Raw genomic sequence first — 13572 nt, forward strand, 5'->3', positions numbered from 1 at the left:
TGGTGTCTATCAGATAAAAAGCTTATTGAGGGCAGAAAGAATAATCGATAGGGCCAGACAGCGAGTGATTAGCCCTGATGCACGACTCTGCGGGTCTGGTTTCTGCAATCAGCTGGCCGTTGCGGAAAGAGTGGGTTACCACTGACTGACGTCTGATGGCATCAAAGACGGTCTCGGAGTCCAAAACAATCAGGTTGCCGGGTTTCCCTTCTTCAATCCCGTATTGGTCGTGAATATTCAGGCATTTCGCACTGTTAGTGGTAATCAGGTCGATGCCCTGATTTATCTGATCCAGCCCTGTCATTTGACAGCCCACCAGACCTGTAAACAACACTTGTAGCATATTACAGCCCTGCATCGGGAACCATTGGTCAACAATGTCGTCCTGACCAAAGCAAGCATTTACACCGGCCTCAAGCAGTTCTGGTATACGAGTAATACCACGGCGTTTCGGGTAAGAATCCATTCGCCCCTGAAGGTTCAGGTTGGTTACCGGGTTGGCGATAAAGTGTATGCCTGACCGTTTCAACAGCCGCATCAGCTTCACGACATAGGCGTTGTTATAGGAATGCATGGCAGTAGTATGACTGGCAGTCACACGCTGACCCATGTTGCGTTCCAGAGCCAGACAGGCAACAGTCTCGACAAATCGGGATTGTTCGTCGTCTATCTCATCGCAGTGAATGTCGATCAGGCTGTCGTATTTTTCGGCAAGGTCAAAGACGGTATTGAGAGAGTCCAGAGCATATTCACGGGTGTATTCAAAATGGGGAATAGCACCGACGGCATCACAGCCCAACTTCATGGCTTCTTCGAGAAGCTCTGCACCTTTAGGAAAAGATGGGATGCCTTCCTGCGGAAAGGCGACCAGCTGGATATCAATCAGATCTTTAACTTCTTCTTTCACCTCGAGCAGAGTATGAACGGCGGTAAGACCCGGATCGGTAGTGTCAACATGACTGCGAACATGCTGCACGCCCTGACCTGCATACCAGGCAAGTGCTTTTCTGGCTCTTTGCCTGACGTCGTCGTGAGTCAGGTTTTTCTTGCGCTCAGACCAGTTTTGAATCCCTTCAAAGAGGGTGCCAGTGCGATTCCAGACGGGTTCACCTGCCGTTAGGCAGGTATCCAGATGGACATGAGGATCAATGAAGGGAGGGAGTGCCAGCTTACCCCCGGCGTCAAGGCTATCAGTGTCAGGCTGGCGTTGAGTACCGGCGGGAGTAACGCTCAGGATCATGCCCTGATTAAAAAGGATATCAAACAGGCCTTCCTGTTGATGCAGACGCACATTTTCAAGACGCATGATTTACCTCAGCCCGCTTTTGCCGGAATAGGGCGGTTTTTCAGAATAAAGCATCACAGATAAAGGCGAAATGCACCATTACCTCCAAGTCGGGCTAATGGTACAAAAGTTTCCAGATAGAAAAAGAGTGGCCCGATCCCATTCATTCGTCAAAGCAGGAATAACTGCGAAAACTTGAGAAAGTAGCAACCCAAGTGGCCCAAGGGAATTTCACAGTGTTTTCTTTTAATTAGCCGTAATGAACGTCAACTCTGAGTGAGTTGATTGAATGCCTTGGCCAACTCAATGTCTGTTGCCTAGATAGAGTGAACTCGTAGTCGATTGGCTGATTAAGCAACAAATCTAGAAAGTTCAATGGCATGGCAGGCACTGGTTGTACTTCCCTTCCCCTGAGACTGGTTCTGCACAAAGGACAGATACTATTGGCCGATAGCCACCTCGCCACGCAGTCTTTGTGAAACATATGGTGGCAATCTTCGAGAACCCTGACTTCCCTTCCGTCAAAGGATTCGAGACAAACAGGGCAATTGTCGGTGGGCTCTTGATAAGGTGCTGACGGACTTGGTGTGCTGGGTGGTGTGCCGAGTGGTCTGGTTCCGTTCATATCTCATACTCCTGTCTCTGATTTTTCAAATGGCTTATAGTTTTAGATCATTGTCTATGCATTTAGTTCCCTGTGCATATAAGTACCTAACCAGTTGGTTTCGCATATTCTGGACGGCGGCTTTTTCCACCCTTCTGCGTTCCAACTCTGGTTGCGTAGCTACGGCTACGTGCCCGTCGTTGCGCCTTGAAGAATGAAAAAATCCACTCGCCAGAATATGCGAAACCAACTGGCCAGGTACTTAGAAAAGCTCTTTTGCTGAGAAGGTTCTGAAAGCAACAGGCAGCGAATGTCTCTAATGCCCCGTTTTTACTTTTAACTTTTAGAATAAAGCATCACAGATAAAGGCGAAATGCACCATTAACTCCAAGTCGGGCTAATGGTACAACAGTTTCCAGATAGAAAAAGAGTGGCCCGATCCCATTCATTCGTCAAAGCAGGAATAACTGCGAAATCCCGAGAAAGCAGCAACCCAAGCGCCTCCACCACGGGAATTCACCAGTGATTTCTTTTAATTAGCGGTATATTCAACTCTGACTGAGTCATCGACTAAATTCCCTGCCGGACGTCATGTCAGCAGCCCATGTTGAGAGAAGCTTGAATCTAACGGCGCAGGCAAGTATTCAACTCTGACTGAGTCATCGACAATATTCCCTCGCGATGTCAGCAGCCCATTTTGAGAGAAGTCTACATATGCCTGCGCAGACGAAAAAACTTGAAAGCTCAACGGCATGGCAGGCACTGGTTGTGCTTCCCTTGCCCTGAGACTGGTTCTGCACACAGGACAGATACTATTGGCCGATAGCCACTTCGCCACGCAGTCTTTGTGAAACATATGTCGGCAATCTTCGAGAACACTGACTTCCCTATCGGCAAAGGATTCGAGACAAACAGGGCAATTGTCGGTGGGCTCTTGATAAGGTGCTGACGGACTTGGTGTGCTGGGTGGTGTGCCGGGTGGTGTGCCGGGTGGTCTGGTTCCGTTCATATCTCATACTCCTGTCTCTGATTTTTCAAATGGCTTATAGTTTTAGATCATTGTCTATGCATTTAGTTCCCTGTGCATATAAGTACCTAACCAGTTGGTTTCGCATATTCTGGACGGCGGCTTTTTCCACCCTTCTGCGTTCCAACTCTGGTTGCGTAGCTACGGCTACGCGCCCGTCGTTGCGCCTTGAAGGATGAAAAAATCCACTCGCCAGAATATGCGAAACCAACTGGCCAGGTACTTAGAAAAGCTCTTATGCTGAGAAGGTTCTAAGCAACAGACAGAGAATGTTTTTAACGCCCCGTTTTCACTGTTTAATATTTAGTCAGTCAGTAAATAAAGCACTACCAGCCCACATCAGGAGAGGCAACAAGTAATACTTTGATCTAATTGTGAGATCTGAACCAAATTCCTATTGTTAAAGTATCGAAGCTAAGTCTTATGACAAGGATGTTAGTATGATCTTGGAAAAACTTTGCGGTCAAAACTGGCCTGCCCATTTAAGAACAAACTCGGGCTGTCAGGTTAATGGCATTGCCCAGGGTAACTCAGGAAGATTCCGGGTCCGAGAGGTAAGGAGTTGTCAAGTTGAAGAGAATTTGATGCCAAAGGGCGTCTCTGACATAACATTCCGGTCCGCCACCAGAGGTTTGGTGAATATTTCTAAAAGCCTCGCTGCAGCCGCTAATTCTTGTGGGAAATTACCTGACCGAAAGGTAAAAGTAGCGGCAGTAGCTGCTGAATTCACTATTAAGTTGACAATGAAGCTGGTCGTGAAACCACAAATTACTTCTTATTTAAAAACAGCCGTCAAACCATGATAACAAGGCCAGTGACCATCGGACTTGAAAGTGCTTTAAACGCTCTCCACCAGCTTTTGCCAAGGTAGTTGTCTGTTGCTCGAAGCGATGGCTATCTTCAGGGAAGCACTTGACTGACAAAATGACACTGGGGTGGATTTCCATGACACTTGAATTCCAGCCAGCGAAAAAATGAGTTCTGCTTCTGTTGTTACTGCTTTCATTAATAATTACGGTTCAGGAAAAGTTTCGGGTATTCGAAATGGAGTGAAGATTTGATCACTTTCTCAGCTTATTTTTTCAGGTGTGTAAATCGAATTAGTGTGCCGGTTTGAATTATATGTATCAATTGCCTGACGACTTACGACGGTATTTATCAACCAGCGGCCTGAGTGCCCGTGCCTGCTCAGCAATGACCGGATCATTACCAGGTTCCGCACTGGTCAATCTTGCATAGATAGGGTTGTCATCTTCTGGTCAGGTTCCTCTCCCTGCCTGCACTTGTGACACCGGATGCTTCACGGTGTAACAAACTAACGTATGGCCTGAGTGTCTGTGCCTGCTCAGCAATGGCCGGATCATTGTTTCGTTCTGCACTACTCAACCTTACATAGATAGGGTTGTCATCTTCAGGCCATGTTCCTCTCCTTGCCAGCACTTGTGTCACCAGATGCTGCACAGAGTACAAATTAACCGATGGCCTGAGTGCCTGTGCCTGCTCAGCAATGGCAGGATCATTGCTATGTTCTGCACTACTCAACCTTGCATAGATAGGGTCGTCATCTTCAGGCCAGGTTCCTCTCCCATCCTGCATTTGTGACACCAGATGCTGCACAGAGTACAAATTAACCAATGTCCTGAGTGCCTGTGCCTGCTCAGCAATGGCAGGATCATTGCTGCGTTCTGCACTTCTCAACCTTGCATAGACAGGGTTGTCATCTTCAGGCCAGTTTCCTCTCCCATCCTGCATTTGTGACACCAGATGCTGCACAGAGTACAAATTAACCAATGGCCTGAGTACCTGTGCCTGCTCAGCAATGGCTGGATCATTGCTGCGTACTGCACTTTTCAACCTTGCATGGATATGTTTGTTATCTTCAGGCCAGGTTCGTCTTCCTGCCAGCATTTCTGACACCAGATGCTGCACAGAGTACAAATTAACCAATGGCCTGAGTGCCTGTGCCTGCTCAGCAATGGCCGGATCATTGCTGCGTTCTGCACCTCTCAACCTTAAATAGATATATTCGTCATCTTCAGGCCAGGTTCCTCTCCCATCCTGCATTTGTGACACCAGATGCTGCACAGAGTGCAAATTAACCAATGGCCTGAGTGCCTGTGCCTGCAAAGCAATAGCCGGATCATTGCGACGTTCTGCACTACCCAACCTTAAATAGATATATTCGTCATCTTCAGGCCAGGTTCCTCTCCCTGCCCGCAGTTGTGACATCAGATGCTGCACAGAGTAAAAATTAACCAATGGCCTAAGTGCTCGTGCCTGCTCAGTAATGGCCGGATCATTGCTACGTATTGCACTGCTCAACCTTGCATAGGTACATTCGTCATCTTCAGGCCAGGTTCTTCTCCCTGCCTGCATTTCCGTTACAATTTGAGCAACCTCCTGGAGTGCGATACGAGCAGAGCTGACTAGTCTCTCTTGGTTGACAGTGTTTTCTTTATGGATCAAAAAACCATGTAAAACGCCCTGATCATGCCGACATTCCGGGCAGGAATTAACTGTTCGCTCATCAATTTCTGTCGTTAACCACAGTTTCAGACAGTCTACATGAAACAAATGCGAACATGACGTTTTCACCACGTCCTCAGATTCCTCAAAATTAGTCAGACATATGCTGCAAGTTCTTCCAACATATTCAACCCCTTGCGCTTCATCAAGGCTGTTCGACGCAGACTCTGGTAGTACAAATACGGGATACAACATAACTGTTTCTGACTGATGTACCTGCGAATAGCCGGACAAACCTTTCCCTTGAAGATGTGCAAGCAGTTCTGAGGCATCTAACGGCATCTGGCTGAATAAGGATTTATTGTGTGCCTTTTTAATTCCATCCAAAGCCGCAGATAAATCTGTTGCCCTGACGAATTGTCGGGATTTACCGGAAGTGGTGGGATACCCATTATGAAGCCATTGTTTCAGCCACTGGCTGATCCGGGCCAAAGCTAACAGGTAGTCAAACTGCCAGTCGGGCAGATTAAAAAATCCCTTGGCAGGAATGCCCGGCATAAAAGGAGGAGAAGGTGGTGGTGGGTCAAATGGAAAGCCTCCCCCTGATAATCGCAAGTTGGGTTCAGGTATTAATGCGGGCCATTCTGGCAATGGGAAGCTCATGCCATTTTTCTCTGCTTCCTCAGAAACCTTACTTGTAGCCAGGTCACCCTCGTCACTGTCAGTTCTATCCAGTTGCAATTCAGGGCTGATACACAAGAAGTTTCCTTGTTCCGTTGATGGGGTTTCAATATTATCGCGATTGAGTAGATAACAGTTGAATGAAACTTCGTCTATTGGCACCCTGCCAATATGGGTAGCATTTGCAGCGACCAGCATTTCTTCAAACAAGGCCAGAGAGTCTTCAGGCACAAAGAAGACAAAATCTGTTATCAGATAAGCCTCCTGGTCAAGCGCCCTGTTTGTGACGATGAGCAGACGTCCTTGAAAACGGCTATCACCAAATCCACTGACCGCCAAAGAGATCAAGAGCGTCCCGATTATAAGAAAGATCACTGTTTTAATTTGCACTCAAATTTCCATCTTTCTTTAGTCAGGGCTGAGTGTAGCTCAGAGTGCGGGCAGGCTCGCCTGACAGTTTCGACCATACTCATCGCAATACCTTGCCATCTCCCGGGAAAAAAACAAAAAAACAGTATGAGTAAACCTGCTGTCTGGATCGAAACAGAGCGCTGGTTGACTTCAGTCATTACCGATAACTAAAGTATCCAGACCCTATAGACCTGAGGGCTGACAGGGTTCATGCTATTGCCCAACGCAAGCAATTCAAAGGACACAAGAGCAATGACAAAAAGAGTAGCTCTGGTCTTGGGCAGTGGTGGTGCCCGGGGTTATGCCCATGTCGGGGTCATTCGGGAGCTGGAGGCCAGAGGGTACAAAATTACGGCAATAGCCGGTTCTTCCATGGGCTCACTGATCGGTGGTCTATGGGCTACGGGTAAACTGAATGAGTACTGTCAATGGGCCGAGACCCTTGATTCGTTCGAGATTATCCGTTTGTTGGATATTTCTTTGGGGCGTCCGGGCGTCATCAAGGGTGACCGTCTTTTTGAACGCATGCGCGATATTATTGGTGACTGTCGTATAGAAGATCTGCCGATTCCCTATACAGCGGTGGCTACCAGCTTGACTTATCGCAAGGAAATCTGGTTTCAGCGTGGTGATCTGGTGACGGCTATTCGTGCTTCCAGTGCCATTCCTTCTTTGTTCAGTCCGGTAGAAATACATGGTCAGGTGCTGGTAGACGGCGGTGTGCTTAATCCTTTGCCAATGGCGCCTGCGGGGTCCGCTCTGGCCGATATGGTGGTGGCTGTTGATCTGTTGGGCAAACCTTTTCAGAAAAATGACGGGGCTGAAGAGAGAGAGAAGGAGAAAAAATCCATTTTTGACGGGCTTATTGATAAGTTTGTAGGTGTCAACGAGAGTAAAAAGTCTCAGGATGAACTCAGTGCTTCCATGAGCCTGATGGAAATTTCCAACCAATCCATGGAAGTGATGCAGGAGTCACTTTCCCGATATAAAACGGCGGGCTATCAGCCAGATGTCCTGGTCAATGTGCCTCGAAACATCTGTCAGTTCTACGAATTCCATCGCTTTAACGAGATCGCGGCTGTGGGCAGACAATTGGCTATTGATGCCCTGGATCAATGGGAATCCCGTCACCAGGAGGAGTCTGCCATTCTCCTGGAAGCATAAGTTTCCTCTGTTTGAAAAAAATCTCAACCTATTAGTGAGGCTGAGTGCTGAAGGTGTTTGTGAAGGGTTATCAGGCTTTTCTCTTCAAAAGCACAAGAAGCGACCCGGTCCCGCCTTCTGAAGGGGGTGCTGAACAAAATGCCAGGACTTCCGGAAGCTGTCGCAGCCAGTGATTGACATGACTTTTCAGGGTGTTCTGGCGATTGGTACTGCGGTGTGATTTGCCATGGATAATTCGAACGCATTGCATGCCTTCATTACGGCAGAACAATAGAAATTCTGAAATCAGCTCCCTGGCTTCCTCGATCCTGTAACCGTGGAGATCCAGTTGATACTGGATAGGCAGTAATCCCTGGCGTAACTGGCGCATACGGGTATGTTGAATGCCTGATCTGCTGTATACCAGTTTTTGCTCTGGTTCTATAGGTTCAACCCAGGCTTCCGAAAGAGCGGCTCCGCCCGGCTTGTCTTCCATCTGAGCAGACTGCCGACGAGCTCTGAGTGTACAGTCGGGCACTTTAGTCGCTGGTTTTTTGAGCTCGGCAGAGCGGTTGGTTTTCTTCAATGGCCGCACGTCCATCATGGCTTCTTTGAAAAGGCCTTCCTGATCGTCGTTATCGTTTTCGGTCATGACTCTGCGCTCATTTTTAAACAGACTTAACAGGCTCCTGGCAGCCTGAAATAGAGGTATTCTAACCCTAATTGTGGTCTGACTAATACCGTGGCAGCTGTTCGGAGCCGTTTGCGGCGAAAAAGTGGTTCTTTGCCTGTGCCTGAATATGCTACCTTATGGCGGTTTTGCAGGGGAGATCCTGAAAGTGACCCAGAGGAGAGAGAGTGACTGAAATCAGTGACACGCGTACTGGCAAGTCCTACAGAGCCATCAAGCCCTATGATGGTCTGGTCAGTATCCGGGACTTCATTCGCTGGGCGGCATCACGATTTAACGAAGCCGGGCTGTTTTTCGGGCATGGAAGTGATAATGCTCTGGATGAGGCTTTTCATCTGGTGTTTCAGGTGCTACAGCTGCCCTGGGAATTGCCGGAACCCTACATGGACTGCCGACTTTCCCTGAATGAGCAGGAGAGAGTGGCAGGGCTGATCGAGCGCAGAATTTCAGAACGCAAACCCTTGGCTTACCTTGTCAATCAGGCCTGGTTCTGTGGTCAACCCTATTACGTTGATGAGCGAGTGTTGGTACCTCGTTCACCGATTGCCGAGCTGATTCAGCATCAGTTTCAACCCTGGTTGATGGACATCCGGGTTGAAAGGGTGCTGGATCTTTGTTCAGGTTCCGGCTGTATTGGTATTGCTGTGGCCCATGAGTTTCCTCAAGCCACAGTCGACTTACTGGATATATCAGAAGACGCTCTGGAAGTGGCGGGTATCAATATCGACAGTCATGAACTCTGGGGCAGGGTTCAGGCCATTCGTTCTGATCTTTTTGAAGCGATCGATCATGCTCCGGAAAAGCCAAAGTATCAGCTGATTGTCAGCAATCCACCCTACGTGGATGCTGAAGATATGGCCGATTTTCCGGATGAGTTCAGCCACGAGCCGGAGCTCGGTCTGGCAGCGGGAGAAGACGGTTTGGATATGGCCCGCGTTATTCTGGCACGTGCCGCAGACTTTCTGGATGAAAAGGGTTTGCTGGTTCTGGAAGTAGGTAACAGTCATTGGGCCCTGAGAGATGAGTATCCTGATGTGCCGTTTATCTGGCCGGAGTTTGAAGCAGGTGGTCATGGCATCCTGATACTGGATGCCGGAAGCTGTCGTAAATATCAGCCTCTGTTTAGCAGCCGTGAGCAAAGAAAGCAGGCTGAAACAGCTATGAATGACTGAAACCTTTTTCTGGAAAAAGGTTTCACAGTAGAGCATTAAATCCCTGACGGGAGCAACGACGGACAACTGTCAGAGGAGGGGGAAGTTGAAATGGCAGGCAACAGCATAGGCCAGGTTTTCAGGGTTACGACCTTTGGTGAGTCCCATGGTATTGCCCTGGGGTGTATAGTGGATGGCTGCCCTCCGGGCATACCTCTGAGTGAGGCCGATCTGCAAAAGGATCTCGATCTGCGCAAGCCCGGTACCTCTAAATATACGACGCAGCGTCGTGAGCCGGATCAGGTCAGGATTTTGTCCGGCGTTTTTGAAGGTAAAACCACCGGCACCCCCATTGGTTTGCTTATCGAAAATGTGGATCAGCGTTCCAAAGATTATTCCAATATCATGGATCGTTTTCGTCCTGGCCATGCTGACTATACCTACACCCACAAATACGGCTTTCGTGACTACCGTGGCGGCGGGCGCTCGTCTGCTCGTGAAACCGCCATGCGTGTTGCAGCCGGTGCGATTGCCCGGAAATACCTGGAAAGTCAGGGCATCGAAATTAAAGGTTATCTGTCCCAGCTGGGCACGATCAGTATCGACAAGATTGACTGGGATGAAGTTCGCAACAATCCTTTCTTCTGCCCGGATGCGGATAAAGTGCCCGCCATGGAAAAACTGATCGATGATTTGCGTCGTGATGGTAATTCTACCGGGGCCAAAGTGACCGTGATGGCTACAGGTGTGATGCCGGGACTGGGTGAACCGGTTTTTGATCGTCTGGATGCCGACCTGGCTCATTCTCTGATGAGCATTAATGCCGTCAAAGGTATTGAGATAGGCGATGGCTTCGACTCTGTAGCCCAGAAGGGAACAGAGCATCGTGATGAGTTGACGCCAGAAGGCTTCCTGTCCAATTCAGCCGGTGGTGTTCTTGGCGGTATCAGCTCAGGTCAGGATATTGTTGCCCATATTGCCCTGAAACCCACTTCCAGCATGACTGCGCCTGGCAAGAGCATCAATATGGAAGGCGAACCTGTTGAAGTGGTCACAAAGGGACGTCACGATCCCTGTGTCGGAATTCGTGCTGTACCCATTGCTGAAGCCATGATGGCTATCACCCTGATGGATCACCTGATGCGTCAACGTGCCCAGAATGCTGATGTGGTCAGTCCGGCTCCGGTTATTCAGGGTCAGGCCTGAACCGTTCCGTTCCCCGGCCCTCTGTCAGGGGTCGGGGGTTGTGTTATGAGTATTCAACGGCTTTCAGTGGCTTACTTTTTGCCAAACTGATCAATGTCTTCAGCATCCCAGGCGTAGTTAATCCAGTGGTCGTGGATGTCCTCACCAGTGAAGAAGTGGCTCAGCCTCTCTGGCAGTGTGCCTTTCTTTTCTTTCAGTTTATTGTGCACGACGAAGGCAGCAAACTCGGTTTCAGGGTGTGTGTCGTACAGATGATTCAGTGTGAACTGCAGAGTGGTTCTTTCATCATCGACCTCATCAATGACCAGAACTTTTTTACCATCCAGGTTGGTGTCTGTTTCCAGCCATTGTAGTTTGACCGGTGTCTCTGATGGCGCCGTACCTGTCTCGTCACTGTAGCGGGAGAGGGATACAATCAGAATCGGTTTGTTGATATAGGTGCGCATGATGCGTGCTGGAATCAGACCACCGCCACCAATGGCCAGGAGATAATCAGGCTCAAATCCGGAGGCTCTGATCTTTTCCGCTGAGGCGCGAATGGTGTTATGGATATCGTTATAGGTGAAATTATATTGCTCCATGAGCACTTAAACCTTTAGATGAATGAAGAGTCTTTTGACAGGCTAATAAAACTGAAGCAGGGAAGGATAGGCGATTTAATATTGATAAGCCAAGTAGGGCTTTCCACTGCAGCATTAAGAGGCCATCCGGTTTGAGAATGGCCTGCCTTGGTGTCAGGGTGACGTGACCGGTTGGTACATGGCTTCGATTTCCTTGCGGAAACGTTCCATGATAATCTTTCTGCGCAATTTCAGTGTTGGCGTGATCTCTCCCGTTTCGATGGAGAATTCACGAGGCAGCAGAGTGAATTTCTTAACCTGCTCGTACCGGGCCAGTTCTTTCTGAATGTGATCCAGGCGTTTCTGGAACATAGCCCGGATATCCGCATTGCGGATCAGATCCATTTTGTTTTCGTATTTCAGGTCAGTGCTTTTTGCGTACTCTTCCAATGCTTCAAAAGCAGGTACTATCAAAGCAGAAACATAGTTTTTGGCATCAGCAATGATGGCAACCTGTTCAATAAACCGATCCTTGCCCAAAGTGCCTTCTATGTATTGAGGTGCAATATATTTGCCGTTGGACGTTTTCATCAGCTCCTTGATGCGCTCGGTGATGCGAAGCTGCCCTGTCTCATCGATCAGACCTGCATCGCCGGTTTTTAGCCAGCCATCGGCATCAAAGGCTTTGGCTGTTTCATCCGGCTTTTTGTAGTAGCCGCGCATGACGGTTGGGCCTTTCACCAGTATCTCGCCTTCCTGCCCGATTTTAACCTGAGTGCCGGGGAGCGGTGAGCCGCAGCTGCCAAACTGGTAACCCGTATCGCGAAAGCAGGTAACAGTTGCCGTGGTTTCAGTCATGCCATAACCCACTTTGACATTGATGCCAAGGGCATGGAAAAAACGGTTGATTTCGTCATCCAGCCGGGCACCACCACAGGGCATGAAACGGATACGCCCTCCCAGCTTTTCTTTGATTTTGCTGAACACCATTCTGTCAGCCAGCTGGTTCAGGCTTGTCAGATAACCGGGTACTGTCTTGCCCTGGCGCTTCAATTCCATGGTGGTGAGACCGACTTTCATAGCCGTATTGAAAATAAAGCGCTTAAGCGGAGAGCCCTTTTGTACCATGGTGTTCACGCCGGTATAAATCTTCTCGTAGAAGCGTGGTACTGCACAGACCACCGTTGGCTTCAGTGTGGGCAATATTTCTGCAATTTTGGTCGGATCTTTCAGGTAGCAGTTAACAGCGCCCCGGGTCAGAACGTAATAACTCCAGGCCCTTTCAAAAATATGGCTCAGAGGCAAAAACGCTATGGATACATCGGTATGGTCAATATGAATCAGAAGATCATGTGACTCAAACGATGCACCGATGCTGTTGTAATCGAGCATAACGCCTTTTGGTTGACCGGTGGTGCCCGAGGTATAGATCAGGGTGTAGAGGTCGTCCAGAGCCTGATTTTTCAGGCGTTCTGTCAATAATTCGGACTCAGTGGGAGCACTGGCCATAAAATCACTGAAATACAGTGCTTTATCGCAGCCTTTCAGGTTAGTCCGGGAGTCAAATACAATAACTTTCTCCAGACATTCACAATGGTCCAGAAGCTTCAGCGCGCTATCGAACTGCTCCTGTTCGCCGACAAACAAAATGGAAATTCCGGCATCTTCAATAATGTAGCGAGCCTGCTCAGCGGTATTGGTTGGGTAAATGGGCACAGTGACGCAGCGAGTCTGCAAAATGCCAAGGTCTGCAATAGTCCATTCGGGAAGGTTCTGCGACCAGATCCCGATATTAGTCTGAATCGGCAGATTGTCTGTTAGCAGAGAGCGAGAAACGCAATCGATCTTTTCTCCGAGCTGCTGCCAGTTAATGGATTGCCATTGATGATTTTCAGAGAAACGAATAGCCGTTTGACGGGAATGGTTATTTGAGCGCTGACGAATCAGGCTGACAAGGTGCGACGGAGGATTATCATTCATTGGCAAGCAATATACATATTATAGAAGTGACTGTTTTCTCGGTTCAAAAAACGACACTTTCTGCTTATGGCTGATTTTATTTAGCATCAAACAGGTTGCAGCCTGTTTTCAATGCTTTCGTTTGCGGCGAAGAATATTACAGGAGTAACGATAAATACTATTTGATTTATATCAGTTTTCTAGCAGCCTGTCGGACTTAAGCGTCCGTAGCGAGGATTGCAAGAAATTGAGGATAAAAATCTCTGTTTCTGAGGAGAATAGCGAGCTATTTGACGAAGAAACAGGGATTTTTAGACCAATTTATTGCAACCGCACGACTGCATGGATGCAGGAGCTAGAGCAACGCAGGAGCAGTTGCCGTGTAGGA

The 13572-nt window shown here is 48.5% G+C and carries 11 protein-coding genes; 4 read left to right on the plus strand and 7 right to left on the minus strand.

Annotated features, from left to right (window positions below; all coding sequences use genetic code 11):
• Positions 1-22: 22 nt before the first annotated feature.
• The 3 genes from codA to ACOMG9_RS09225 all read right to left on the minus strand — a co-directional run bounded on the left by codA (position 23) and on the right by ACOMG9_RS09225 (position 2898).
• Entirely contained in the window at positions 23-1306 is a 1284-nt protein-coding gene (gene codA / locus ACOMG9_RS09215) for a cytosine deaminase (RefSeq protein ID WP_448216696.1), read from the minus strand.
• A 229-nt stretch (positions 1307-1535) separates the two neighbouring features.
• Entirely contained in the window at positions 1536-1910 is a 375-nt protein-coding gene (locus ACOMG9_RS09220; RefSeq protein ID WP_448216697.1) for an RING finger domain-containing protein, read from the minus strand.
• 568 nt (positions 1911-2478) lie between these two features.
• Positions 2479-2898: an RING finger domain-containing protein gene (locus ACOMG9_RS09225; protein ID WP_448216698.1), complete on the minus strand. Its 420-nt coding sequence runs from the start codon at positions 2896-2898 to the stop codon at positions 2479-2481.
• 653 nt (positions 2899-3551) lie between these two features.
• Between ACOMG9_RS09225 and ACOMG9_RS09230 the strand changes: the two genes are divergently transcribed.
• A complete protein-coding gene (locus tag ACOMG9_RS09230) occupies positions 3552-3719 on the plus strand; it encodes a hypothetical protein (RefSeq protein ID WP_422442386.1) in 168 nt (55 codons plus the stop codon).
• 445 nt (positions 3720-4164) lie between these two features.
• Here ACOMG9_RS09230 and ACOMG9_RS09235 read toward each other — a convergent pair whose 3' ends face one another.
• Positions 4165-6453 carry an RING finger protein gene (locus ACOMG9_RS09235; protein WP_448216699.1) on the minus strand — a complete coding sequence of 763 codons (2289 nt, stop codon included), beginning with the start codon at positions 6451-6453 and terminating at the stop codon, positions 4165-4167.
• A 273-nt stretch (positions 6454-6726) separates the two neighbouring features.
• Here ACOMG9_RS09235 and ACOMG9_RS09240 point away from each other — a divergent pair, with 273 nt between their 5' ends.
• A complete protein-coding gene (locus tag ACOMG9_RS09240) occupies positions 6727-7638 on the plus strand; it encodes a patatin-like phospholipase family protein (protein ID WP_448216700.1) in 912 nt (303 codons plus the stop codon).
• 70 nt (positions 7639-7708) lie between these two features.
• Here the strand turns inward: ACOMG9_RS09240 and ACOMG9_RS09245 are convergent, their stop codons facing one another.
• Positions 7709-8269, minus strand: a complete 561-nt coding sequence (locus ACOMG9_RS09245; RefSeq protein WP_422133390.1) for a Smr/MutS family protein — start codon at positions 8267-8269, stop codon at positions 7709-7711.
• A 206-nt stretch (positions 8270-8475) separates the two neighbouring features.
• Between ACOMG9_RS09245 and prmB the strand changes: the two genes are divergently transcribed.
• Together prmB and aroC are read left to right on the plus strand one after the other, a co-directional pair.
• Complete coding sequence (gene prmB / locus ACOMG9_RS09250; protein WP_448216701.1) at positions 8476-9480, plus strand: 50S ribosomal protein L3 N(5)-glutamine methyltransferase; 1005 nt, start codon at positions 8476-8478, stop codon at positions 9478-9480.
• 90 nt (positions 9481-9570) lie between these two features.
• A complete protein-coding gene (aroC, locus tag ACOMG9_RS09255; RefSeq protein WP_422133392.1) occupies positions 9571-10665 on the plus strand; it encodes a chorismate synthase in 1095 nt (364 codons plus the stop codon).
• 71 nt (positions 10666-10736) lie between these two features.
• Here aroC and ACOMG9_RS09260 read toward each other — a convergent pair whose 3' ends face one another.
• Both ACOMG9_RS09260 and ACOMG9_RS09265 read right to left on the minus strand, forming a co-directional pair.
• Positions 10737-11246 (minus strand): phosphoribosyltransferase, encoded by a 510-nt coding sequence (locus ACOMG9_RS09260; protein ID WP_422133393.1) that lies wholly within the window; start codon positions 11244-11246, stop codon positions 10737-10739.
• Positions 11247-11399: 153 nt separating this feature from the next.
• Positions 11400-13205, minus strand: a complete 1806-nt coding sequence (locus tag ACOMG9_RS09265) for an AMP-dependent synthetase/ligase (protein WP_494530114.1) — start codon at positions 13203-13205, stop codon at positions 11400-11402.
• Positions 13206-13572 lie beyond the last annotated feature (367 nt).

It is taken from the genome of Endozoicomonas sp. PH6C (assembly GCF_059322965.1).

Excerpts from the sequence above, each read along its gene's own strand:
- codA (WP_448216696.1), bottom strand. The coding sequence starts at position 1,306 with ATGCGTCTTGAAAATGTGCGTCTGCATCAACAGGAAGGCCTGTTTGAT.
- ACOMG9_RS09260 (WP_422133393.1), bottom strand. The coding sequence starts at position 11,246 with ATGGAGCAATATAATTTCACCTATAACGATATCCATAACACCATTCGC.
- ACOMG9_RS09245 (WP_422133390.1), bottom strand. The coding sequence starts at position 8,269 with ATGACCGAAAACGATAACGACGATCAGGAAGGCCTTTTCAAAGAAGCC.
- ACOMG9_RS09220 (WP_448216697.1), bottom strand. The coding sequence starts at position 1,910 with ATGAACGGAACCAGACCACTCGGCACACCACCCAGCACACCAAGTCCG.
- aroC (WP_422133392.1), top strand. The coding sequence starts at position 9,571 with ATGGCAGGCAACAGCATAGGCCAGGTTTTCAGGGTTACGACCTTTGGT.
- ACOMG9_RS09265 (WP_494530114.1), bottom strand. The coding sequence starts at position 13,205 with ATGAATGATAATCCTCCGTCGCACCTTGTCAGCCTGATTCGTCAGCGC.
- ACOMG9_RS09240 (WP_448216700.1), top strand. The coding sequence starts at position 6,727 with ATGACAAAAAGAGTAGCTCTGGTCTTGGGCAGTGGTGGTGCCCGGGGT.
- ACOMG9_RS09225 (WP_448216698.1), bottom strand. The coding sequence starts at position 2,898 with ATGAACGGAACCAGACCACCCGGCACACCACCCGGCACACCACCCAGC.